This is a genomic window from Geobacillus jurassicus NBRC 107829, assembly GCF_001544315.1.
Classification (GTDB): Bacteria; Bacillota; Bacilli; order Bacillales; family Anoxybacillaceae; genus Geobacillus; species Geobacillus jurassicus.
The window spans coordinates 1-25,209 of the sequence record NZ_BCQG01000031.1; the positions used below are offsets into that span (position 1 = coordinate 1).

16 protein-coding genes are annotated in these 25,209 nt (G+C 46.8%); all 16 read right to left on the reverse strand.

Annotated features, from left to right (window positions below; all coding sequences use genetic code 11):
- On the reverse strand, window positions 1–4,141 hold a 4,141-nt coding region (locus GJ1_RS10310; protein WP_066231917.1), incomplete at its 3' end, for a DEAD/DEAH box helicase.
- The gene (gene druD, locus GJ1_RS10315) at window positions 4,138–5,091 is read right to left on the reverse strand and encodes a Druantia-type antiviral defence protein DruD (protein ID WP_066231920.1); all 954 of its coding nucleotides are present in this window, start codon (window positions 5,089–5,091) and stop codon (window positions 4,138–4,140) included. The genes GJ1_RS10310 and druD, both read right to left, overlap by 4 nt.
- 21 nt (window positions 5,092–5,112) lie before the next feature.
- Window positions 5,113–7,095, reverse strand: coding sequence for a hypothetical protein (locus GJ1_RS10320; protein WP_066231923.1), 1,983 nt, complete (start codon window positions 7,093–7,095; stop codon window positions 5,113–5,115).
- The gene (locus GJ1_RS10325) at window positions 7,092–8,612 is read right to left on the reverse strand and encodes a competence protein CoiA family protein (protein ID WP_245629378.1); all 1,521 of its coding nucleotides are present in this window, start codon (window positions 8,610–8,612) and stop codon (window positions 7,092–7,094) included. Before GJ1_RS10325 ends, GJ1_RS10320 begins: the two co-directional genes overlap by 4 nt.
- A gap of 152 nt (window positions 8,613–8,764) precedes the next feature.
- Window positions 8,765–11,776 carry a type I restriction endonuclease subunit R gene (locus GJ1_RS10330; RefSeq protein WP_066231927.1) on the reverse strand — a complete coding sequence of 1,004 codons (3,012 nt, stop codon included), beginning with the start codon at window positions 11,774–11,776 and terminating at the stop codon, window positions 8,765–8,767.
- A complete protein-coding gene (locus GJ1_RS10335; protein ID WP_066231931.1) occupies window positions 11,755–13,044 on the reverse strand; it encodes a restriction endonuclease subunit S in 1,290 nt (429 codons plus the stop codon). Before GJ1_RS10335 ends, GJ1_RS10330 begins: the two co-directional genes overlap by 22 nt.
- Complete coding sequence (locus GJ1_RS10340; protein ID WP_066231933.1) at window positions 13,034–14,527, reverse strand: class I SAM-dependent DNA methyltransferase; 1,494 nt, start codon at window positions 14,525–14,527, stop codon at window positions 13,034–13,036. Before GJ1_RS10340 ends, GJ1_RS10335 begins: the two co-directional genes overlap by 11 nt.
- A 163-nt stretch (window positions 14,528–14,690) precedes the next feature.
- Complete coding sequence (locus GJ1_RS10345) at window positions 14,691–16,595, reverse strand: N-6 DNA methylase (protein ID WP_066231935.1); 1,905 nt, start codon at window positions 16,593–16,595, stop codon at window positions 14,691–14,693.
- A gap of 250 nt (window positions 16,596–16,845) precedes the next feature.
- Window positions 16,846–17,106 (reverse strand): nucleotidyltransferase family protein, encoded by a 261-nt coding sequence (locus GJ1_RS10350; protein WP_066232007.1) that lies wholly within the window; start codon window positions 17,104–17,106, stop codon window positions 16,846–16,848.
- 22 nt (window positions 17,107–17,128) lie between these two features.
- Window positions 17,129–17,569, reverse strand: coding sequence for an HI0074 family nucleotidyltransferase substrate-binding subunit (locus GJ1_RS10355; RefSeq protein WP_066231937.1), 441 nt, complete (start codon window positions 17,567–17,569; stop codon window positions 17,129–17,131).
- Window positions 17,570–17,611: 42 nt separating this feature from the next.
- Entirely contained in the window at window positions 17,612–17,950 is a 339-nt protein-coding gene (locus GJ1_RS10360; protein ID WP_066231941.1) for a type II toxin-antitoxin system RelE/ParE family toxin, read from the reverse strand.
- Complete coding sequence (locus tag GJ1_RS10365; protein WP_066231944.1) at window positions 17,937–18,305, reverse strand: AbrB/MazE/SpoVT family DNA-binding domain-containing protein; 369 nt, start codon at window positions 18,303–18,305, stop codon at window positions 17,937–17,939. Before GJ1_RS10365 ends, GJ1_RS10360 begins: the two co-directional genes overlap by 14 nt.
- Window positions 18,306–18,520: 215 nt before the next feature.
- The gene (locus GJ1_RS10370; protein WP_044730898.1) at window positions 18,521–18,958 is read right to left on the reverse strand and encodes a BrxA/BrxB family bacilliredoxin; all 438 of its coding nucleotides are present in this window, start codon (window positions 18,956–18,958) and stop codon (window positions 18,521–18,523) included.
- Window positions 18,959–18,990: 32 nt separating this feature from the next.
- On the reverse strand, window positions 18,991–20,139 hold the full coding sequence (gene meaB, locus GJ1_RS10375; RefSeq protein WP_066231949.1) for a methylmalonyl Co-A mutase-associated GTPase MeaB: 1,149 nt from the start codon (window positions 20,137–20,139) through the stop codon (window positions 18,991–18,993).
- On the reverse strand, window positions 20,136–22,331 hold the full coding sequence (gene scpA, locus GJ1_RS10380; RefSeq protein WP_066231952.1) for a methylmalonyl-CoA mutase: 2,196 nt from the start codon (window positions 22,329–22,331) through the stop codon (window positions 20,136–20,138). Before scpA ends, meaB begins: the two co-directional genes overlap by 4 nt.
- Window positions 22,315–24,363 (reverse strand): methylmalonyl-CoA mutase family protein, encoded by a 2,049-nt coding sequence (locus GJ1_RS10385; RefSeq protein WP_066231956.1) that lies wholly within the window; start codon window positions 24,361–24,363, stop codon window positions 22,315–22,317. Before GJ1_RS10385 ends, scpA begins: the two co-directional genes overlap by 17 nt.
- Between the last annotated feature and the right edge of the window lie 846 nt (window positions 24,364–25,209).

The window sequence follows — 25,209 nt, forward strand, 5'->3', positions numbered from 1 at the left end:
CATCTTTAGCCGGTTTTAACGGATCGTGTGGATTAGGTACATAAATTCCCCCTATTCGATATGTTTTCTTATCAACAACAATTTGTCTTCCTGGCGCATACTCGCTCAACGCTCTGTTTATCTCCAATTGCGGTCGTTGTTTAACGATTATTCTCCCCGTTCTTTCATCCTTCCCTTCGATGTAAAAACTGCATAAATCTTGTGGAAATGCATAGGTTGGAAGCAAGCCGTGATTGAACAAAAAATCGAGAAATTTATCGTTCGGATTTACTTCCGCTATATCGTCACCATCGATGGTTTGTATTGTATGTTTGACTTTCTCATAATTCCGTTCCAACTCGCTTACTAGCTCATTACATGCTTCCTTAACAATATACCATTTTCGCTCTACCATATCCCCGCCTAATATTCCTTCTGTCGAAACAACCTCATCCGGAATCAAGTCAAAAATCACCGGATAGTCGCGAAAACGACAGGCGATATTGTCATTCAGCCATTTTTTAAACTGCTCATAATTAAAAGGCGGAGTACCTTCAAAAAATGATTTTGTATCACCTAACGAACTGCTGAGAATGCTTAACGCAACGGCACTTGTAGAAACGTTTTCATGAAAATACGTTTGAATGAGAAATGCGTTCAAATGCCTTTTGGTGATTTTTTTATTATCAATATAAACAATGGGTTTGCGAGCCGAACCGCTGATCATTTTTTCAGGCTGTTGAAAATAATAATAATCGTGCGGCCCTCCCTGGGCATAAGTAACTACGGTCGATAAAGCCGTTCCCCTCCGTCCAGCACGTCCCGCACGCTGCTGGTAGTTCTCCCGTTGTGGCGGAACATTTCGTAGTCCAACGGCAGTCAGTGAACCGATGTCGACGCCGACTTCCATTGTGGTTGTACAGCTTAAAATATCGACAGGTCCTTCTAAAACATCTAATATGATATCTTGGAACCGCAATTCGTACTCTTCTGTTGTTGCGATCGCTATTTTCGCATCCTTTTGCGACAGTTGAGCGGTATGCTCTTCAACGGTGATGTTCGAAATTTTCTCATGGTTTGTCAATATTTTTTGTATAGGTGAACGCCAAAATCCTTTTTCTGAATCCAACCGTTTACTGTTCACGTCTAATATCTCGATATTTTCCGATAAACAATTCACACATTTGTTTTTTGCTGCAACGATATTCATTTCTTTGCAATCATTGCATTTATACCAAGTTGTATAAATGCCAGGAATCAGTTTTAATTTTCTAGGGGATAAATAATATCTCCCTTCCGATTCTGTACACAATTTAAACAATGCATCGACAATTTCCTTCTTATGCTCCTCACTTTGAACATAAAGATGAATGATATTCTCTAAGTTTTTCGGTATATAACCTTTCTCAACTCCCCAATCATCGCCCCCGAACCCTCTAATCTTCAGCCTCTCATAGAAATGAATGGTTGAATCTATGGCCACTCTATCCAGCATTTCTTGAATGAACAGCATAGTCAGTACATAAATGTCTTCCTTCGACAATATCTCTTTTAGCTTTCTTTCTACTCTTGCCATTTCTCTTTTAACAGGCTCTACGTAGCCTGTGGCCGTTGTATAAACCGAGTAGAGTGGATGGCAAAGCTGGCGAAGAAGTTCTGTTTTGAAACGAGGCAGCAGTTCAATGTCGCCGTTTTCAATCAGCTCCTCATAGTCGCCATCAAAATCCTCATGTAAAATTTGAACATGATAGGCCAACGATTTTCGATCCTGTCCTTCAAAAAAGTATAATTTATGCTCATCAAGCACTTGCAGCAACGAACAATATAAAGCGCCGCTCAGTTTCGGTTCAATATCTTGATCAATTAATTTTTGAGCCGCCAATAAAATGGACTGTCTAAAAGAGTCAAGCTCTACTTCATGGGGAATATCCCTGGCAAGACGTGCAGCCTTTTGGCGTCCGTCAGAAAACAGCAGCACTTTCCGTCCCTCATTAGGCAATTGTTTATTCAGCTTTACCGGAGGTTGCAATAAAAATTGCTCGCGAACTAAATTAGCAAAAGGCTGCTCACCTTTTGTTTTTAAGTCCGTAATCGTTCCCTGCACTTTTCTCATACAGCACGGACATTGTTGGAATGTAATTGTTTGCTTTTTCTTTTTGTTCTTATTTGCCTCATCATGAGGCAAATACAATTTTAGATAACCTTCAGGATCTTCCGGCGGCGACTTCATTAAATATCCCGTCCTGATATCGAGCCATACAGGACGCACCGATCGTTCTCCTTTTTGTATTTTTTCATGGGGCGGTTCAACCAGCAAATGAATCTCTGTCAACTCCTCGCCAACAATGCCTTTCCCTTTTTCAGCCCATAAGTAGTTACCGTCCTTTTTCGATATATACCCTCGAATAAATGCAGTTCCACATTTTCGATGGGTAAGCAATTCGTAGACCCTTGCTTCCTTGCTGCAAGTACATTGTAATTTCGGAGAATCATACATTTTTCCTAAAATCGAATCGTTTCCTTTTACTCTTTTTTCCTCACATTTCGAATTGGTGCAGACATAAATACCTGATACACCTTTAAAGAATAAATGGATCCTTACCGGCAATAACACTCGCTCATTATTTTTAGCTGCATTGGCCAACATTAATAAATGGCTTGTCGCTTTTTGGGCCATTTTCATATCGACACTTGGAAATACCAACTTGGCAATATCGCTGAACTTTTTAGCATTTCCGCTTATTTGTTCAATAATTAATTCGAGCGGTCCAAATCCGTCTAAACTTTTATATAGATACGACGGCAGCTCATCTAAATTATGTGGGACATCTCCCCATCCAAGCCGCTTTGCTACAGCCTGGAGATTCGACCGCAATGTATCGTACTGATGAATGCGATTGGTAAACTGCTCGCTGTCTAGCAAGGCGAATGCATAGGCCTCTTCTGTCGTGCCAATTCTTCCGGGCTTTCTTTTTTCTTTCACTCCTTTGATCAACTTAAACGAACGTTTTTTCAGTTTACCCGTTAATTGTTCAGCAAATTCAATAGCCGCCGAATCATCATCCTCCGCGCCCAAACTTGCACTCGTTAGAATGCAGCGCAATCGATCGCGTGTAATTCCTAATCTTGCCTGCAGCCTTCTAATGAGTAGAGCCACCTCTGCACCGCTCGTTCCTCGGTACATATGCGCCTCATCAAGCACTAGAATCAATGTGTTCGCTTCATCTTCTGCAAGCCATTGTCTTGTTTTCTCCCAAATTGGCCGCTCAATCGGGCGCATCAACATATACTCCAGCATGGAATAGTTCGTTACCAAAATATCCGGGGGAGTCGTTTGCATCTCGTGTCTAGTAAACAATTCCCGGTCGTCAGGAGAGGTCAAATATCGAGATTTCCAGTCGCCTCTTTTGCCTGAACGGAAGTTTGTTAAATTTTTCGCTATCCATTTCCCTCTTTTTTTCATTTCCAGCGCCAGCTGCGGCCGATTCTTTTCAATATCCAAATAATAGTCAATAATCTCCTTCAACTGATAGTCGTCTTTTTCCTTTGTCCGCTCTCCCGGGTAAGGTGTTCTTGATGTGTACATACCAAATAATGGATGACGACCGAAATGATCCCGAAAGTACTTGGACACTCTCTCATCACCAAAAAGCTGGCGCAATCTTGTGATTTGATCGCTGACTAGCGCATTCATCGGATATAGTATTAACGCCCGAACCGCATGTGTTTGAAACTGTTCCCTTCTATTAAATCCTTCATCAATTAATGAGTTTAAAATGGGATGTAAGAATGATTCCGTTTTACCTGAGCCGGTTCCAGTCGCTACAACTAAATCATGTCCATCCACTAAAAATGATTCAAGCGCCTCCTGCTGATGGACGTACGGCCTCTTATAAATTCCTACACTAGGAGACAACTCCGAAAAATAAGTCATTGCTTCTTTGCAATGAGCAGGCAAATTCATCTGCTCATAGGCAGGCCCCAGCTCATAAACAGGAGTGGCCTCAATATACGGCTCCTTCGAAATGACCCCCGGTGAATCCAATAACTCTCTGCGCTCTAACAGCAAAGAGGGATGGCTGATTGGATATTGCGCTTCAATATATTCGCGCAATTTTTGATGCAGCCGTGCAGAAACGGAGTTAATGGTAAATTCCATCATCCCATTTCGACTCCTTCCCATCGTATTGAATCCTCATCAATCCCCAAGCGCCGCAAAACCCAAATAAAATCTGAATAATGCCACAAAGGCACAATCCACTCAATCGGTTTGATAAAGGAAAGCGGGAAACAAAAAAGCATCGCCATCTTTTGTTCAAACACAGGAAACTTTTTAAAAAGACGGACATAAATAACATCCTCACGAATTTTTGCACACTTTATCGTTGTTTTCACCTGAGCCTTATACTCTAAGGCATACTTGGCCGTTTCTAAATAATATTCGGGTATCTTGTAATAACGCGCATCACCCCTTCCCATGTTCTCAACCCAAAAGTAGAGCGGTTGACTGTTTTTTAATGCATACCTAGCAATATAACAATCAGACTTTGATGCAAGATTCATTTGAAATGGGTACCATTTGCGCCGTTTTTGAGGCAAAAATAGTTCTGTTGGTTCATCGTTTAGTTTTACTGGGTTCTGCAATTTGAGCGTTTCGATAAATTCATTTACAGTCGGTGAAGGCATCCATTCGTCAATCATCAACGTTGGAACATGACTGCCCTCTTCCATATAACCGCTGCCGCACCCGTAATACTTGTCGCTCTTTCCTTCAGGGTTGCTAAGCACAACCAAGCTTTTAGACACGGGAAGTTCGACACAGCGCGGGGGCAACGGCAAATAATATCCATTGGCAAGCTTCAATATTTCCCCCAAACCAGATAACAGTTCGAGCAATGACTGTGCTTCGGTTTGATCTTCTTCTTTCATAACGTTTCGAAGATCTTCAAAAAAGCGCCCCTTTAGCAATCTTTGCAAAGGCGGGATAAGCCGCTGAAAATGCACCGGGTTCATTTTATAGTCCTCGAATGCATAAAAGTGCACCAAAGAAAGGACATGACGTTTTATTTGTCTAAATTGTATAATTGTATTCTTCCATGCATCTGTCAACATCTCTCGAGCTCCACCCCCTTACTAAATCAAAATATTCTCGCTGTCAAACTCTTCTAAGATCTTCTTTGCCTGCTCACGGGCAACATACGGCTGCAGTAGCACCTTGACGACCCATACAGACACAGCTTCTTCCTCGAGCCGTTCATCCTCTAATAACCGAAACCATTTTTTAAATGCTTCTTTTTGTTTCGTAAACGACATGACTTCTTGCACAATTTCCAAAAAATTGTTGAACTCACTGGATTTCTCCTTTAATATTTTACCTTCTACAAGTAAATGTGCAGGGATGGAGCCGAAGACTAAGCGATGTGTCTTTCTTAATGAGAGAATATCAGGAGTTGTCGTCATTTCGTCTGCGCTGATCACAGGCGAAAACGATAGCTTTTGAATAAACGAATCGGTCAACTCACTTTCTTCTTTTATGCTTATCAAAATCAATTCTGGCAACGACTCATCAATAGACACGCGCCAATAGTCGAGAAACGATTGTAAATACAATTCAGCGGGCGAATTTTCAATTTGGCATAAATGAAGAGACTTTACACAGTCAGGCCGTGTATAACGAGAAAAGCAATTGATCAACGTTTTATTAGTAAAATTCTTTATATCTGGAAAAACCGTTAGATGATCGTTTCCTGCAACCGCCCAGCCGATTGCCTGTGACAGTTCAAAACTAAATTCTCCTTTGACCACGACTGGTTTACGAAACAAAATCGCTCCGATGATCGTTTTCGCTGTCAACCATGCTTTATTCTCCTGCATGCCAATCATGCATAGGTTTTCTGCAATGGATGTCATTAAATGATTTATATCTTCATAATAAACTGTTGTTTCATCAACATCCTTCACCACCCATTGCGAATGATTTCGATCGTTTGATTCGTTATGCGTGGAGACATTTAACCCTAAATTTGCGAAAGGGAGTAAATCAGCCAAAGTCCGGAAAATGTTATCTTTCATTTCCTTGATCTTTAACTCCAATGCTTCATCGGCTTTTTTTAATCTTTCTTCCGTTTCCTTTATCTGTCTTTCGATCTCTTCCATCTCAACGAGCAAATGCTCTTTTTTTCTACGCAGCTGTTCTGTTTCGTTCAATACTTTTCGATGCTCATCTTCGATTCTTGCTTTCTCCGCAGCAAACCTTTCCTCTAATTTATCCTCTATTTTCCTTTGAATCGCTGGGTACTGTAATAATTCTTCCTCAAATTGACCAATATCTTCCTTTGTTATTTGATATTTAGCCAACAACTCAATGGCTCGCATAATGCGCTCATAACGAACTTGCGGAGGGAGATCGCTAACCAATTCAGATAGCTGACTGATGACTTTTCGTGAAATTTCCTGAACCTGTTGCTGGTCTTTCAACGTTTTTAAAGCATAACGCATAATCCGATCGTTAGTGGCACAATCGAGATAATCTTCGACAGGGCTCGCTAGCATCGCCGATACAAAGTATCGTTCGATCCCGACGTTCTTATCATTATATTTAACGAGATGCATCCCTTTTTTTCGTATTTCGAGCAACTTATCGCCGGACGAATCAATCACCCATTTTTGTTCTTTTGTCTGTTTGACACGGTAAGGTCCAACTAAATAATCATCGTTCGTTAAGAGTAAAATTTCTGAACTAAACTGCTGCGGGGCATCAAACCCGTTCTGAATCAAATAAACAATGTCATGATTTTGCGCAAGTGAAAACGGTATCGGAAATACCTCATAATATTTTAAATTCTCCAATTCTTTTCTTACGATAAACTTTGAATATACAAGTCTTCCTGCGTAGTCTTCCTCATTTCTTTCTTCGATTGTATAAAATCCCACTTTCCCTGCGTGAATGTCTTCAGGAGCAGGAGACCATATCACTTCCCCCTCACTTGGATAATGCAATCGTGCTTCCTGAACCTCAATTAACTGGTGATCGCGATATTCCGCTAAAACTTTAACAAACACATATTTTTTATTTGGCTTTCTTTCTTTTTCGACAATCCCAAATACCGTCTTCACGACGATCTCCTCCCATCAATAAATTCCTTTACTATTTTTGGAACCTTGTTTCGATATGTCTTTACATAGTAGGCTAGTTTTGCCCGCAACATTTTATCCCCTACATCTTGCAACAAAAACTCTAGGAAACGATATTGTTCATTTGAAATCCAACAACACTTTGTTTGCTCAAGCTGCATATACGCCAATAAAACTTTGCGCCAATCGGGATGGGCTAAATCGCGCATCTCTTGAGCAGAAAAGTCAAACGCCCAAACCCCAGGAATAAAAAGCTTCTCAACAGATGGATGAAAAAATTCTCCCCCTTGACTGAGCTCTCTGGCAAACCGATTTTTTTCTTTGATCCAGTAAGGAAACAAAAGAGGATCTGTTACCGAAACCGTTGTATATTTCAAGATGCTCTTTTCCTCACACAGCGCCAATGTCCGCTGGTCAGCCACAACCCCGGATTCCAATCGTTCCGAAAAACATGGGTTCGCGTTTGGATCATAAAATAGATGTAACATCTTTCCTTCATGTTTTTTAATATAAAAAGTATGAAAACCCTTTTTATGCAATATAATGTCAACATAAGAACTCGACAGCGGATATTCCCGACTCGTATAATCCGGTTGAATATGAACTAGGCTGTACTTTTGCAGTTGAAAGTCACGAAAAGATATTTGGATTCTACATTTTCCTGTTCCGATTAACATCGCTTCGCCTTTTCTTCCAAAAACTGAAGGGGCGACTATATCCAAATAATAATACGGCGGTTTCAAGTCATATCCAAATTGCCGAAACCACTCTATTAACGGCTCCGCCAATAGAAAAGGAAGACGGATTTTATAGGCAAACCATCCATACTTTTGATTTAATGGTGTTACATCCATTTCCCTCGGAAACTCTATTTTTTTCCGTGACATCATATAAAACGTGTCACTCAGTGATAGTTCTCTAGGCTCAATCATGCAAAAGCTTTGGTTTATTGGCCGAAACAAATATGTATGGTTTTGAAACCCTTTAATATATTCAGGCCAAAACAAGCCGAGTTTCTCATAACATTTTTCATCTTTTCTAGTCGCAAAAGAAAAACTGTAGCCCTGTTTCGGAACAATCCACAGTTTATTTTCACTAGAGTTAGGCCAAAGCTGTGCAGAGGAAATAAAGGAATTCATTTCATTGCATTTTATTTTAAAGTGCAAATGATGCACGTCACATTGCATCGCTTGAGAAGGCGTTAAATAAGGAAAGGTAATAAAAAGCTCCCAATCACGTTCCAATGGTTCAAATGTAATAAAGGGGCGGCTTATCATCAATGAATAATCATGAAGATGGGATGAACCTGACAAACGTTGAACATAAAGTTCGCATCGTTCAGACCCTTGCCCGCGTTCGTGACGAAAGTGAGCGGACTGCACCCTTCCTTCTGCTTTAAATACTCTCGCGCCGCAGCATGGACACGTATAGACAACCCCATACTTATGTGCGTTTTTCGCATGAACAAGTTGTCCTAACGGGTTAAATGCTCTTTCCATATGAACAGAACCCCTTACAAAAATGACTGGATGTTGTTTTATATCTTGACCACTTCAATAAACTATTGCTAATGCGACAAAACGATGAATTTCGCGGGGAGAGACAGCATATTCTCCATAACTGTCTCTCCTCAAAGCACCGATTGATCCCCTTACATATTCATGCACTGCAGCTTCACCTGCTCAAGCACATCTTCCACCGCTTTCGGCTGTTTATTTGGCGGATAATCGTACTTGCGCAGCACCTTCTTAATTTCAAGGCGCATGCGCGCTTGGGCTTGCGCTTTTTTATCCCAATCGTGCGTCCGGTTTTCCTTTACCGTTTTCGCCAAATCCTTTGCGATTTGAATTAATATCTCATCTTCCATTAATTTTTTTATATCCGGGTCAGAACCTAACACGTCGAAAAACGCCTTCTCCTCCTCGGTTAAGCCAAGCTGTTTCCCTTCTTCAATCGCCGCCTGCAACTCTTCTTTAAATTTAAGCAATTCCTCAAATACTTCATACACATCCGTGTAATCATTTCGATTGTTGTATTTTTCTAATATTTTTTCAAAACGTTTGGAAAATGTTTGGCTCACCGTCATGTTTGTCTTTTTCACATCTTGCAATTTTTGCTTTAATACGCGCATTAAAATGGTCGACGCAATATTTTTTTGCGGCAAGGCGCGTAATTTTTTGATGTTCTCCTCATCCAACAAATCGAAACTTTCCGATGAAACCGCTTGGGTCAACACCATCACTTCATCTTCTAAAATCGCTTCTTCCAACATTTTCGCGATTCGTTCATTCACTTCTTTTAAGTCAGGTGTGCCTGTTCGCGAAGATTTCATAATAAAGGAACGAACAGCGATAAAATAGGAAATTTCCTCTTTTTGTTCTTTCGAAAGCAAGCCGGTGCAAATTTTATAAACATCTTTTAGCTTTTTCGTTTCCGTCATAAACAGCGATTTTCGTTTTTCTATTTGTTGCACAAATTCAGCGCCGCCACAAATCACTTCATAACGCTTTTTGTCACTGTCGCCAAAAAACGAGCGATAGTCAAACGAATGAAACATATTGCGCAACACTTCGAGGATGTTTAACGCGATGTCGCGGGCTTGGGTGTTTTCTTGCACTTTATCTTGGTCGCGCTTCGTATACGTTTGCAACGCTTCCATTAAATTTTTCTTTAAGCCGATGTAATCAACAATCAATCCGCCTGTTTTCCCCGGATAAACGCGGTTGACGCGGGCGATCGCTTGCATCAAGTTATGCGCCTTCATGGGCTTGTCAATATACATTGTATCGAGCGCCGGCACGTCAAAACCGGTGAGCCACATATCAACAACAATGACGATTTTAAACGGATGATCGACATCTTTAAATTCTTTTTCCCGCTGTTTCCGCGTTTGTTTATTTCCGACAAGCTTCGCGAGCTCCTCCGGATCCTGATTGTTTTCGGTCATGACAATTTTCACTTTGTCTTTCCAGTCCGGACGTTGACGCATGATCTCTTTATACATTGCAAACGCGGTGTTGCGCGAATAAGCAACGATCATCGCTTTTCCTTTGACAAGATGTTCGCGCTCCTCGTAATGGTGGATAATGTCCGTGACGACTTCGCGAATTCGGTCTTGGTCACCTATGATTTGCTCCATGCGGCTCAAGCTTTTTTGGCTTTGTTCAATAATATAGTCGCCGACGCCTTCGTGAACTTGCATGCGCCAATATTCTTGGTCAATTTCATTCATTTTCTTCTCGTCCAATTTCACTTTCGCCAAGCGAGATTCGTAATAAATTTTGACCGTCGCCCCGTCTTCCACCGCTTGGGTCATATCATACACATCAATGACATCGCCGAACAAGCCGGTCGTCGATCGATCGGTCGTTTCAATCGGCGTCCCTGTAAACGCGATATACGTCGCATTCGGCAACGCTTCACGCAAATATTTCGCATACCCGTACTTTTGCTCCCCCGTTTCGATATCGTATTTCGGATCAACGCCGTATTGGGAGCGGTGGGCTTCGTCAACCATCACGATGATGTTTTCCCGTTCAGAAAGCAAGCCGGTTTCTTCTTCAAACTTTTGAATCGTTGAAAAAACGATGCCGCCCGTTTGCCGATGTTCCAACAGCTCTTTCAAATGGCTGCGCGTTTCCGCTTGTAATGGTGTTTGCCGTAAAAATTCACTCGCCCCGCAAAACGTTTCAAATAACTGTCCGTCTAAATCGTTGCGATCGGTGATCACGACAATGGTTGGATTTTTCAGCTGTTCCTGTCTGACTAAGTTTCCCGCCAAAAACACCATCGAATAACTTTTGCCGCTCCCTTGCGTGTGCCAAATCACCCCGGCGCGCTTGTCGGCGCAAACCGCCCGCATGACAGAAGCAACCGCTTTTTTCATGCCGTAATATTGGTGGTACGCCGCCATAATTTTCGCTTCGTTCGCAAACAACGTGAAGTTTTTGATCACATCCAAAAAGCGCTTCGGCTCGAACAAGCCGAACATTAACGTTTCCAACTCCCGGTTTTCTATGACATCATCTTCGATATTGATCTTTTTCCAAGCCATAAACCGGTCAAGCGGCGCGGTGATCGTCCCCGCGCGCGCCTTCACCCCGTCGCTGATGACGAGAAACGCATTGTAATAAAATAACGATGGGATGTGGACATTCATATAATTTTTCAGTTGCTTGTATGCATCTTCGATATCCACTTCTTCGCGCGACGTGCTTTTCAACTCTGCAACGACAAGCGGCATGCCGTTCACATACAACACGATGTCGGGGATTTTTTCCTGCCCTTTTTCACTGACTTCCAATTGGTTGACGACGAGAAAATCATTGTTTTCCGGAGCTTCCCAATCAATGAGCCGAACACGATGGTACACCGTTTCCCCATCCACAAACTCGGCCACTTCCACCGTTTCCGTCAAGTATTTATGAAACACTTTGTTGTTCGTTAAGACATCGTTCGTATCAAAATAACGGATTTTCCGCATCGCCTCGCGGATGACATCAAAAGGCGCTCCCGGATTTAGTTTCATCAATGCCGCTTCCAACCGGTCAAGTAGCAACACTTCCTTTTTGTCCCGCTCCAACTTCCCGACCGGCAAATACGGATAGCCGAGCTCTTGGAAATATTCAATCACGGCTTGCTCTAGCTGCTCTTCTGTAAACACACTTCCACCTCCCGTTCGGCGTCAACGACACGAATTTCTCCGGACATGAGCTTGGGCAATAATGAATCTCTCATACTTATCAAAGCGTTGATTTCTTCTTCATTATTGCATATTAATTCTCCTAAACTTCTCACTGCTTCGTTATAACGTTGAATAACTTCCATTTTTGGCAAAACAATAGGTACTTTTTTCAACTCCCCACCTGAAATTTCTTTGAACGTTGTTCCGGAGGCCCTGCTTTCGATCAAGTCTTTGTTATATTTTAAAACTTGAAACACAAATTCCGAACCGATGTCCTTATGCGGGATCACTGACTTAAATCCTTGATTTGTAGTGACCTCATTTTTAGCAATAGCAATATAACCAATAGGTGCCCTTGAGCTAAAAAGAACGGTACCTTTAGGAAGCAATTTTGCACTACTATTCTTTAATCCCTCTTCCGTAATATCAACACTTCCTCTTTCAACATAACGATTTTTACTGTTTGATAAATCTTTCGGCGTAATCCAAGGGATGCCGTTTTGGGTGAAATAGTCTTCCCGCTTTTTCGAAGGGGTTCCTCCCCCTACAACGTCCCCTAAATCGCCGATTGTTGCCACTCTCCACCCCTCCGGTATCATCCCCAACTTGCTTTCGACAAACTTCCCGCCGCTTGATTTGTACGGTTCGCCGTTTTCATTCGGAAACTCGAAATCGACAAACCAGCGTTTGAAAATCGTTTGGGCGAGTTCTTCAAGGGTTTGGTTGATTTCATTGTTGAGTTCGATTTTGTCGTCAATTGCAGATAGCACATTTGCAATTCTCTTTTGTTCCTCTAGTGGCGGCAAATCAATCACAGTGTTAACCAAGACATCGCTTTGCACCCTTTGTCTGCCGGATGATCCCGTCATGGACTTTATTGCTATATTTCTGAATTCCGGTGAAATAGCCAAGTAATACACAAACTTGCTATCGGTTATTCCTTCCTTTGCTCTTAACACGATAAACTCCGTAGAGCCAAAAGCAATCTCATTATCTTCAAGGATGTCGACATAAGCTGTTTTTCCATTTTCAAGACAAGGTGTTATCCGTGCAAGGAGAGTATCACCGTTTTTAAATTTTGAACCGGATGTAAACTCGGCAATTTCATATGACTGTATTTTTCTTGTAAACTCCGCAACATCTTGCATGGACACTTTTTTGGCCAACGTTCCTTTTCTTAAAGGGGTTCTAGGGTTTATGTCTATAACATCTATTAACCTTGTTTCTTTCCACCCGTCATATCTCATACCCTATCCCCCCCAACTGCTTGCGAATTTCTTCTTCCAACTGGCGCGATTTTTGAAATTGCTTCGCCAATGTCGCTGTCAGCCGCTCCATTTTTTCCTCAAACGATTCCCCGTCTTCTTCCTCTTCTTCAATGCCGACGTAGCGGCCCGGCGTGAGGATGTAGTTGTGCTCGCGAATGTCGTCGATCGTCGCTGATTTGCAAAAGCCTTGCACGTCTTCGTAGTTCTCGTTGTTTTGCCAATTGATATACGTATCGGCGATTTTGCGGATATCCTCATCCGTCAACTCTCGCAACTTCCGGGTGACGAGCTGGCCGAATTTGCGCGCATCGATGAATAACGTTTTCCTCGGATGTTTCTTGTTGCGGTTTAAAATCCAAATGCACACCGGGATTTGTGTTGTGTAAAACAATTTATCCGGCAACGCGATGATCGCGTCGACTAAATCTGCGTTGACAATGTTTTTGCGAATCTCCCATTCGCCGGACGTCATCGAGGACAGCGAGCCGTTCGCGAGCACAACGGCGGCTTTTCCGTTTTGGCCAAGCTTGTCGATCATATGCTGCAGCCAGGCGTAGTTGGCGTTTCCGGCCGGCGGCACTCCGAATTTCCAGCGCGGGTCGTCGATTAATTTCGGCTGCCCCCAGTCGCTGTCATTGAACGGCGGATTGGCTAGAATATAATCCGCCTTTAACGTCGGATGCAAGTCTTCATGGAACGTGTCGGCATGTTTCGGACCGAGGTTGTTTTCAATGCCGCGAATCGCCAAGTTCATTTTGGCGAGCTTCCATGTCGTTGGGTTCGATTCTTGGCCGTAAATGGAAATATCAAACTTGTTTCCCGCATGTTCTTCGACGAATTTCATCGACTGGACGAACATCCCGCCGCTGCCGCATGCAGGGTCATACACGTATCCTTTGAATGGTTGAATCATTTCGACCATCAGTTTGACGACACACTTTGGCGTATAAAACTCGCCGCCTCCTTTTCCTTCACTTGCCGCAAACTTGCCTAAGAAGTATTCGTACACCCGCCCTAAGACGTCTTTTTCCTTTGCCCCGCTGCCGCCGACGTCAATATTGGAAAACAAGTCAATAATTTCCCCTAAAATGCGCTTGTCTAACTCAGGGCGGGAGTAGTTTTTCGGGAGCACTCCTTTTAAACTGTCATTCTCTTTTTCGATCGCATCCAACGCCTCATCGACAATTTTTCCGATTTCCGGCGACTTCGAACGTTCCGCTATATAGCTCCAACGGGCCGTTTCCGGCACCCAAAACACTCCGTCCGCCATATACGCGTCGCGGTCTTCCGCAAAATCGGGATCTTCTTTCATCAGTTCCTCCCATTTTTCTTGAAACGTATCAGACACGTATTTTAAGAAAATAAGTCCTAAGACGACGTGTTTATATTCTGCCGCATCCATATTGTTTCGCAGCTTATCGGCTGCGGACCATAACTTTTCTTCAAAACCGATCGTCGCCATCTGTCGCTGCTCCTTTCCCGTTTGACACGATATGTCATTTGATTCCCAGATTCCATTTTACCATAAAAATCTTTGCCATTAAGGAACTAATTTCCTATAGCCCCGCTCTCCCTGTCATCCATCCTATCGGCAGGCGACAACAGGGAGAGCGGCGTTTTGAGTTTTACGATTGCATCAGTGTAAACGTCGAACGAATTCCCATTTTTTCGTACAGTTTTAAACTCGATTCAAGCCGTTGCTTCTCGAGTTGTTTCATGATGTCTTGAATGTGTTTTTGTTCTTCGAGATAGGACATGATGATTTCCTTCTGCTCTTCGAACGGCCGCACTGGAATCGGAATGTTCTCCAAATCTTTCATATTCAAAATCGTGACATTTGTCCCTGCCTGTTTGCTCAAAAGAAGATATTGCCCAACAGGGCTTTCCAAGAAGACCTTTAAGTAAAATGGGTCGACATGGCGGTGCGGACGAATGCCGATAAAGTTATGGGAAATCAGTATATTCCCCTCATGCGGCGGGATGACCGCTATTTTGATCCCCGCCCCCCGGACCGATATAATGACATCGCCTTCTTGGACAAGATATGATTCAATTTTGGCATTGTTTGTAATTTCATAAGACGCGAGTTGATCGATCAACACCTCCCCATTTTGGACGTCAGATAACTTAATCACTTTATATGGCCCATTCTCTGTTTCTGCGTCTTTGGCTGAGATATTGATGCCGCGGTAGAAAGTGCCGATCCGTTTCAATGGTTGTACGCATGGCAAATTCTTTATGTGATCAGGGTAAAACTTCACTTTTCCGTACGGTTCGATCGTCCATTCACTGCTTTGCAAATACCGGTTGCTTAAAAGGTTCGCTTCTTCAATCTCGCGGACGGATACGAATTTGCTTACTTCATCGATCTCCAGCCCTTCATGATATATGGCCATAATCCGGTCGATATCTTCTTGGCGCAAATATCTTCTACCTCTTCTCCGTTCGCCATAATAATTTTCCGCGTTAATGAATAAAATGTTTCCTTCCCTCTCTGCACTTTTGTTTTTATTCAGCACAAGAAGGTTGATCTGAATGGCTGCACCATCAAGCAAAGATGATGGCAGAGCGATCACGGACTCAATCAAATCGGCGGCCAATAAATGCTCCCTGATCACCGCCTCCGGCCCTCCTCTAAACAGTGTTCCGTTTGTGACGACAAGAACCGCTTTTCCGTTTTCCTTCAACGAAGAGAGAGCGTGCAAAATGAAAGCCATGTCAGCGCTCGTTCGCGGCAATCGGCCGTATACAAACCGATCATAACGGTCATTCATCAGTTGTTCATAGCTGTTTATTCTCATGCCGAACGGAAAATTCATCATAATGTAATCAAACTTTTTCAACTTGTTTCCCTCTACAAATGCAGGCTCGGTAAGCGTATCTCCTTTGGCCAAATGAGCATCGGTCCGGTCGTGAAATAACAGACGCAGTTTTCCAAGCGCCCATGCTCGCTGGTTGATTTCCTGACCGTACAGCGCCACTTCGCAATGATGTCGCCGTGCATATTCGCTTGCTGCGCACAACGTGCCGGACAGCCCTGAAGCACCATCATAAAATTCCCCTCCTTCCATATTTAAAAGGCGAATGCCCAGCTCATTAACACCAGCCGGCGTGATCAGCTCTACACCTTCAACCCCAGCCATATTGCCTGCGTACACAAACAACGATTCAATCCATTGTTTCCACTGCTCTTTCGTGAATGCAAAAGAATGAATCCGCGACAACAAATGATATAATGTATTGTTGCTTAATCGGCCAAACAAGTCGGAAAACTCATATACTCCCTTTAGGAAAGGGACATGTGCTTCTATTTCGTTTAAAACTGCCTTTACCTTCTCCGCCAAAAAAGCTCCTTCTTTTAAAATCGCCACTAAAGAGAGTTCGTCTGGAAGGCTGTAGCGCTCCTTATCCAGTTCTAAAAATTTCACGCTTGCAATCGATGCGATCGTCTGCACAGAATCGATCACGCTTATATTCGCCTCGCTGCGCAACTGATCCATGAAATGAGATAATTCTCTTTCATACACCATTTAAAATTCACCCCATTATTTTTATTTAGTAATAACATTACTTACTTTAAGTGTTGACCAAAAAACTTTCTATCTGCATTATAATGCCAATAATAATAAAAATTCAACAATAAGTTAGTAATTCAGTTACTTTTTTGCTTCCTTATCCAAAGAGTGGCAATTGTACCTTTTTAACATAGTGCGCGCCCGTCCTACAGCCGCCGGACACAAAAAAACAGCCGCCCACTCATGCAGGGCAGGCCTCCTAGGCTCACGACAAAGCTTTCTCATAAATCGTTTTCCCATCACGCTCGATTTGACGCTTGATGTCTTCGTTCAGCGCGTCGAAAAAGAGAACATCACACGAGTAAATGCCAACGATGTCGTCAATATCCTCTCTGATTTTCCACTTCTGTTTGCCGATGTAATCGATGCACAAGTCAATGTCGGAATTGTAGCGGGCCGTGCCGCGCGCCCGCGAGCCGAACAAAACGACTTTTTGAATGTCTTCTTCGCCAGCGAAATACGCCATCAGCCGTTCAAACACGGTCGGGCTAATTCCATAGATCACGGTCGATCACTTCTTTTTGGATGTTTTCCAGCAGCGCTTCGATTTCATGAACATATTGTGATACAATTCGGTCTTTAATCTGTTCATAGTCTTCCTCGTTATACACATGGGCCGTGGCGTTTCGTGAGTGCAATATATCGTTCCATACGTCAATATTCTGAATCCACCCTTCCTTAAACGCCTGGCGATAACATGCCCTCGGGTTGTTCAATTCCAGGCCGGACGCTTTGAAAATTCGCGACAACAGCTTCCAGAGCTGGTCTTCCAAAATTTCATACTTTTTCACAATCGAATCGCGGTATACTTCTTTCAGCAGTTCATCTTCTGCCGACACTTGCTTCGACGCGGCAATGACATTCTTCAAATGAAGCAACAATCGAAACGCGTGCGGGTACGATAATACAATCGATTCTCGCTCATCCATGCCATCGTTCTCCTTTGCCCATTGTCCTAAATGGATCTGCATCTATGGCTTCGAAAATGGCGCTTGATTCGTCTTCATATAACGCTTCAGCTCTTCGTAAAAATTTTCACGCGTCCCCACCAAAACCACGACCACAACATGTCCGCTGCCATCTTGGTCGATCAAATAAGCAATCTCGTAATTGATGCCTCGATGATAAATGTCATAGCCATAAATTCCTGCCAAATCGCCTGTTTTCGCTTCTCCTGCTTCGGCTGGCTCGGAAAGAATCTCCCGCAAGGCTTCGATCAAGCGCTGTTTCAGAGCCACATCCTTTTTTGTCAGTTTTTTGATGGCTTTTTCTGCTTTCGGAAGCAATTGCAGCCGGTTACTGTTCATCATCTTCGCCGAATAGCTCCTCTAACGTATCCGCAGTATACGTTTTTGCCTTCGGTCTTTCCTCAGCGATCATGGCGTCTAAAGCAGGAGCAATTTGCGATTTGCGGCATACAAATTCTCTGTATAGTTCTTCCCCTGTATACCCTTCCCTGATCAAGTCTTTTAAAATCAAGTCGGAAAAGTCAAAGTGATCCTCATGAATCGGATGAATAATTAACTTATTATCAGCTAACTCAATAAGCACTTCATTCCCAATTCCTAATTGCTCATAAAAATCCTTGGGGATCGTAATTTGTTTTTTACTTGATACAGCGATGCGCTTCACACGTTTTTTCTTGTCGTTCGGGAGTTTGTCCATCGATACCTTCTCCTTTGTCATGGCATCTGATGGTATCATAGTATTCCCCTCCTCCCCAAAAAATAACCAAATTTCTTGGTTTCTTTACTAATGATCATAGCATAGCGCGAACACAAACACAATGATTTGCCCATGCTTTTGTCCAATGTTCATAAAAAGTGTCTCCAACCACCATACAAACACCCGAAGCCTTCTTTGGCTTCGGGTGTTTCCGCTCACACTTCCTCACAATATTCATCAAACAGCGCCTGCAGCTTTTGCACGACGGCGACCGGCTCGTGCCCTTCGATGTCGTGGCGGTGCAGCATGGCGCACAATTTCCCGTCTTTTAACAAGGCGAACGACGGCGAGGATGGCGGCTCGCCGACAAAATAGTCGCGCGCGCGGGCCGTTGCTTCTTTGTCTTGGCCGGCAAAGACGGTCACCAAATGGTCCGGGCGCTTGTCGTAATGGACGGCGTGGGCCGCTGCCGGACGGGCGATGCCGCCGGCGCAGCCGCACACGGAGTTGATGAGGACAAGCGTCGTGCCCGGACGGCGGAATGCCGCATCGACATCTTCCGGCGTGCGCAGCTCTTCAAATCCGGCTTCGACCGCTTCACGCCGCGCTTGTTCGACGATGTCGTTATAGAGCGGAAATTGGAATTGAAACATTGTAACACCTCCTCTGATTTACGTTTATCATATCATATTTGATCGTCGATCCTCCGTTCATACGCTTCGATCAGCTCGCGGACGGCGGCGGTGACCGGCTTGGCGCCGGAAATGACGCTGTTCTCAAGCATCGGGAGCTTTTCTTTCACGATCGGGTCGGCGAAAAAGCGCGTTTCTACATATTCTTTGATCATGGCGTGCATCCAGTCTTTTTGTTGTTGGCGGCGGCGGTCGAAAAACACGCCGGATTGCTTCGTCGTCTCAACGAACGTTTGAATGACGCGCCACATGTCGGCGATCCCTTCACCGAACAGCGCCGAGCACGTGTACGCTTTCGTCTCCCAGCCGGGCGTGGCCGGGCGCAAGTAATGGAGAAACTGGTTGTATTCTTTTTGCGCCGCCCGCGCTTTTTCTTTATTATCGCCGTCCGCCTTGTTGATGACGATGGCGTCCACCAGCTCCATGATGCCGCGCTTCATCCCTTGCAGCTCGTCGCCGGCGCCGGTTAACGCCAAGAGGAGGAAAAAGTCGACCATCCCGCGAACGACAAACTCACTTTGCCCGACGCCGACCGTCTCAACCAAAATGATGTCATAGCCAGCTGCCTCGCACAGCATCATCGTCTCACGCGTTTTCCGGTGCACGCCGCCAAGCGCCCCGCCGGATGGCGACGGGCGGATAAACGCATGTGGATGGCGGGCAAGCGTCTCCATCCGCGTTTTGTCGCCGAGGATGCTGCCGCCGGTCAACGAACTCGTCGGGTCGACGGCCAAGACGGCGACGCGATGCCCCTGCTCGCATAAAAACGTGCCGAACGCTTCAATGAACGTGCTTTTTCCCGCCCCCGGCACGCCGGTGATGCCAATGCGGATCGAGCGGCCGACGTGCGGCAACAGTTCATTTAACACTTGTTGAGCCAAATCGATATGACGAGCCGCATTGCTTTCGACAAGCGTAATCGCCTGCGCCAATATCGTGCGGTCGCCGGCGAGCACTCCTTGGACGTATTCTTCGACCGACCGCTCTTTCCGTCTCACGACCCGCTTTGGCGCCGGTGGGCGCGCGGCTTGCACATACGACGACGCGCTTTCGCCATCCGCCCATTCCGGACGCCGCGGCGGCCCGTCCGCCGGTTCCGACAGGAGGGCGTCCTGTCCTTGCCGTTTCTCTTCGCCGCTCATTCGCTCACGTCCTCATAGCCGAGCCGGGCGTAAATTTCATCCAACACTTTTTCCGCCGCTTCCGGGATCACCGTGCCCGGTCCAAAGATGGCAGCGGCGCCGTGTTCATACAAGAAGGCGTAGTCTTGCGGCGGAATGACGCCGCCGACGACGACCAAAATATCGTCGCGGCCGAGTTTTTTCAACTCCTCGACGAGCTGCGGCACGAGCGTCTTATGCCCGCCAGCGAGCGAGCTGATGCCAACCGCATGCACGTCGTTTTCAACCGCCTGGCGCGCCGTTTCTTCCGGCGTTTGGAAGAGCGGGCCGATGTCGACGTCAAACCCTAAATCGGCAAACGCCGTGGCGATCACTTTCGCCCCGCGGTCATGGCCGTCCTGCCCCATTTTCGCGATCAAGATGCGCGGACGCCGCCCTTCAAGTTCCGCGAACTGCTCCACCCGCCGCTTCACCCGTTCCAGCTGCGCTTCGTTTTTGTATTCCGAGCTGTACACGCCGCTGATCGAGCGGATCGCGGCGCGATGGCGCTTCGCCACTTTTTCGATCGCGTACGAAATTTCCCCGAGCGTCGCCCGGACGCGCGCCGCTTGGACGGCCAACTCAAGCAAGTTCCCTTCGCCCGTTTCCGCCGCTTTCGTGATGGCGTTGAGCGCCGCTTCGACTTGCTCGTTGTCGCGCGTCGCCCTCAGCTCGTTCAGCCGCTCGATTTGCCGCTGGCGCACGGCAGTGTTGTCGACTTCCAAAATGTCGATCGGCTCTTCTTTTTCCGGACGGTATTTGTTCACGCCGATGATCGTTTCCGCCCCCGAGTCGATGCGCGCTTGGCGGCGAGCCGCCGCTTCTTCGATGCGCATTTTCGGGATGCCCGTTTCAATGGCTTTTGCCATCCCGCCGAGGCTTTCGATTTCTTCGATATGCGCCCACGCCCGCTTCATCAATTCGTTCGTCAACGTCTCGACGTAATACGAACCGGCCCACGGGTCGATCGTCCGGCAAATGCCCGTTTCTTCCTGCAAGTACAGCTGCGTGTTGCGGGCGATGCGCGCCGAGAAGTCGGTCGGCAAGGCGATCGCTTCATCGAGCGCGTTCGTATGGAGCGACTGCGTATGCCCCATCGCCGCCGCGTGCGCCTCAATGAGCGTGCGCACAACGTTGTTGAACGGATCTTGTTCTGTCAAGCTCCAGCCTGACGTTTGCGAATGCGTGCGCAATGCGAGCGATTTCGGATTTTTCGGATTGAACGTTTTCATCATTTTCGCCCACATGAGGCGCGCCGCCCGCAATTTCGCCACTTCCATAAAATAGTTCATGCCGATCGCCCAGAAAAATGACAACCTCGGCGCGAACGAGTCGATGTCAATGCCCGCTTTCAAGCCGGTGCGCACGTACTCAAGCCCGTCGGCGAGCGTGTACGCCAACTCCAAATCGGCCGGCGCCCCGGCTTCTTGCATATGGTAGCCGGAAATGCTGATGCTGTTGAATTTCGGCATGTATTTGGCCGTATAGGCGAAAATGTCGGCGATGATGCGCATCGACATCTCCGGCGGGTAAATGTACGTGTTGCGCACCATATATTCTTTCAAAATATCGTTTTGGATCGTGCCGGACAGTTTGTCCTGCGTCACTCCCTGCTCTTCGGCGGTGACGATGTAAAACGCCATAATCGGGAGCACCGCCCCGTTCATCGTCATCGACACCGACATTTGGTCGAGCGGGATGCCGTCAAACAAAATTTTCATATCGAGCACCGAGTCGATGGCCACCCCCGCTTTGCCGACGTCGCCGACGACGCGCGGATGGTCGGAATCATAACCGCGGTGCGTGGCGAGGTCAAACGCGACCGACAACCCTTTTTGCCCCATCGCCAAGTTGCGCCGGTAAAACGCGTTGCTCTCCTCGGCGGTCGAAAAGCCGGCGTATTGGCGGATCGTCCACGGCCGCACGACATACATCGTCGGGTACGGCCCGCGCAAGTACGGCGGCAAGCCGGGCAAGCAATCGAGAAAATCAAGCCCGTCAATATCTTCCTTTGTATAAAGCGGCTTCACCGCAATGTGCTCGTTCGTCTGAAACAACAGCTCATCGATCGATGCTTGCACTCGCTCTTTGACCGCTTCTTTCCACTTCCGTTCATCAACATGGGCCGTTGCGGCGGAAAGCGTCATTTTTGTAAAATCAACGTACTTCGCCATCAAGCGCCACCCCTCTTTCCGTTAGAAACGCCACGATCACATCGTACGCGTTCGAACCGAGATGAATCGATCCGTCCACGCCCGCGTCCGCGTACGTTTTCGCGAGCTCTTCCGTCGGTTTTCCGGCCACATACAGCTTCGCCGTCGGCTTTGCCTGCTTGAACGCTTTCGCCAACGCCGGAACGAACGACGGATAATCATCATCGGCGCCGCAAACGATATAATGCGTCCCGTTCGTGTTCCGCACCCATTCGAGTGCTTCCTCGACCGATGCGAAGCCGCCGCTCCGCTCGGCCGCCACCCCGCCGGCCGCAAACAGCCCGGCGATGAAATCGGCGCGCGCCTGATGGCGGACAAGCGGCCCGATATTGATCAAGTGAACAGAAAGCCGACTTCCGGTGCGCTCCGCATGCTCCTCGGCCGCCTTGCGCAGTCGCTCAAACGGCTCGGCCAAGCGCCATGCGCGAATCGGCGCAATGCGGGCCGACGAATTTCCATCCGCGAGCGCCGCCGCGATCTCCCGAGCGGTTGCTCGACGACAGGCCGCACCAATCGCCGCTTCCATCCACTTCCCATCCGCGAGCGCGCTGCGAATGTCAGCCACCCTCTTTTCATCCAACGGCGGCAACTCTTTCGCCGCGGCTTGCTTCGGCTTTTGGATCGGCGTTTCTTCTAAGTTCGCATACACGTTCGTGCCGATGATTTTTTCCTTCCGCGTCTTGACATTGTCCAATCGCCGCTTGGCGACCGCCGCCACTTCCGCCTGCACGAAGCCGTCTTCGAGCGCCTTTATCATGCCGCCTTGTTCCTCCACGCGCTGGAACAGCTTCCACGCTTCTTCGGCGAGCTTAGCGGTCAACGTTTCCACATAATACGAGCCGCCCGCCGGATCGATGACGTTCGCCACATGCGCCTCCTCAAGCAAAATGAGCTGCGTGTTGCGGGCGATGCGCCGCGAAAACTCATCAGGGAGTCCGATCGCCTCGTCAAACGGCGACACATGCACGCCATCAGCGCCGCCGACAACGGCCGCAAACGCTTCCGCCGCCGCCCGAAGCATGTTCACATACGGGTCGTACACCGTTTTCGTAAAGCGCGATGTGCGCACATGCAGCTCGATCCGCCTTGCTGATTCACCGCCGCCAAACGCTTCGATTGCTTGCGCGAACAACCGCCGCGCTGCCCGCAGTTTTGCGATTTCCATAAAGAAATCAGCCCCAACCGCAAACGACGCTTGCATCCGCGTCGCGATGTCATCCACCGTCAGCCCCCGATCCAGCCCAGCGCGGATGTACTCGACCGCTGTCGCCAACGCAAACGCCAGCTCCTGCACAGCGTTCGCCCCGCCGTTATGGTACGGCTCGCCGCGCACCAAAATCGTGCGGATGGCGGGCATCTGTTCCTTCGCCCACTTCGTCACTTCCACCATTTCATCATACAGCCGCTCAAGCGAACACGGAAGCGTCCCATGTTCCGCCCACGCCCCGAGCGGATCCATGCCGATCGCGCCCCGCACGGCCGAAAGAGAGAGTCCCTTCTCCTGCAAATAAGCAACAAGCAACGCCAAAAACGGAAGCGACCGCGCCCCGGCGTCCACACGGAGCGAATCGCGATCGAGCGGCACACCATCAAACATCGCCGCGAGAACATCGACCGACTCGACGGCAAACGGCAGCCGCCCAAGAGCGAGATGAATTTCCGTCTGCCCTCTTTGCAAGTCATGCTTGACCGCCTCGTTCCATTCGGACGGGCTTGCCGCTGAAATCTCCTGGCTCACCTTCCATGGCCCGCCTCGGTATCCTTCCGGACGCGCCCCGCGCACATAACGGCCAAAGCCCGGGTATTGCTCAAGCGGACCAAGCACCTCCAAGTCTCGGCGCGTATAGAGCGGTTTCACCGCAATGTTTTCGTACGTCATCGATACAAGCCGCTCGAGCGGCTTGCCTTTCAGCGACTTTTCCGCTTCCCGCTCCCACTCCTCCACCGTCGGAGCCGGAAACGCCGCTTCCTTCATCTTCGCGACATCGCTCATCCCGATCCCCCTTTGCCTTCCTGACATAAGAAACCGCTTTCTTTTCAAGCCGCACCTTTCCCTTTCGAGCCCGTCTTGCTCGGAAAGAAGCGCTGATAACGCTTCTTGTGGGAAAAAACGGTTTCTATGTTTATTGTAGTACATCGGCCGCGTTTGAGCAATGAACAAAAAAGCCAAAGGGCTTGCCGATGCCGCCATTTCGCCATGAAATGGAACACAAAGCGGCCAAAAAAACATGAACAATCCCGAAATGGCTCGATGACTTGGCGAAACAACATCATGTCAACGATTCACAAATCCTCCAAGAAGCGCTGAAAAACATCTCGGAGGCTCTTCACCACAAAGTGTACTTGACAAATAAAGACGATCATGATAGAGAAAATCAAAACAGCATTTTTTCCTTTTAATACCATACGTCTCTTTGAGCAACATTGTTATCATGTTTGTCTTTAAAAGTCAAGTACATCTTTTGGTGATGAACCAAAAATCCGGGCATGATACAATATTTAACAAATAACAGAGAATCCCAAATGTTTAGTTCAGCCATGTCTGTTCTCATGCCGGAGAACTACTATCTTTTAGTCGCCATTGACTTATCGGACCAATTTGTACCGATGCTGTCGGAAAGATTCGTAGCCGAGCGATCCTTTCTATGTTGAATGTTTCAATGAAATGGATTTTCATCGGCGTAGGGAGCGCCCTCTTGATCTTATCCATCACATTGAGTTCCATCATTTGGATGCGCCGGCGTCAACTGTCGAAATAATCGGCTCGTCTTCCTTTCGCCATTCTCGCAATCCTGTTGAGGCATCAAGCAGCCGCATAGCCCAAAAGGCCCCCATTCAT

What these genes read in the sequence shown, in the direction of transcription:
- druD (WP_066231920.1), bottom strand. Translation starts at nt 5,091, where the DNA reads ATGTTGACAGATGCATGGAAGAATACAATTATACAATTTAGACAAATA.
- GJ1_RS10325 (WP_245629378.1), bottom strand. Translation starts at nt 8,612, where the DNA reads ATGGAAAGAGCATTTAACCCGTTAGGACAACTTGTTCATGCGAAAAAC.
- GJ1_RS10335 (WP_066231931.1), bottom strand. Translation starts at nt 13,044, where the DNA reads ATGAGATATGACGGGTGGAAAGAAACAAGGTTAATAGATGTTATAGAC.
- GJ1_RS10340 (WP_066231933.1), bottom strand. Translation starts at nt 14,527, where the DNA reads ATGGCGACGATCGGTTTTGAAGAAAAGTTATGGTCCGCAGCCGATAAG.
- GJ1_RS10345 (WP_066231935.1), bottom strand. Translation starts at nt 16,595, where the DNA reads ATGGTGTATGAAAGAGAATTATCTCATTTCATGGATCAGTTGCGCAGC.
- GJ1_RS10350 (WP_066232007.1), bottom strand. Translation starts at nt 17,106, where the DNA reads ATGGCGTATTTCGCTGGCGAAGAAGACATTCAAAAAGTCGTTTTGTTC.
- GJ1_RS10355 (WP_066231937.1), bottom strand. Translation starts at nt 17,569, where the DNA reads ATGGATGAGCGAGAATCGATTGTATTATCGTACCCGCACGCGTTTCGA.
- GJ1_RS10360 (WP_066231941.1), bottom strand. Translation starts at nt 17,950, where the DNA reads ATGATGAACAGTAACCGGCTGCAATTGCTTCCGAAAGCAGAAAAAGCC.
- GJ1_RS10365 (WP_066231944.1), bottom strand. Translation starts at nt 18,305, where the DNA reads ATGGACAAACTCCCGAACGACAAGAAAAAACGTGTGAAGCGCATCGCT.
- GJ1_RS10370 (WP_044730898.1), bottom strand. Translation starts at nt 18,958, where the DNA reads ATGTTTCAATTCCAATTTCCGCTCTATAACGACATCGTCGAACAAGCG.
- meaB (WP_066231949.1), bottom strand. Translation starts at nt 20,139, where the DNA reads ATGAGCGGCGAAGAGAAACGGCAAGGACAGGACGCCCTCCTGTCGGAA.
- scpA (WP_066231952.1), bottom strand. Translation starts at nt 22,331, where the DNA reads ATGGCGAAGTACGTTGATTTTACAAAAATGACGCTTTCCGCCGCAACG.
- GJ1_RS10385 (WP_066231956.1), bottom strand. Translation starts at nt 24,363, where the DNA reads ATGAGCGATGTCGCGAAGATGAAGGAAGCGGCGTTTCCGGCTCCGACG.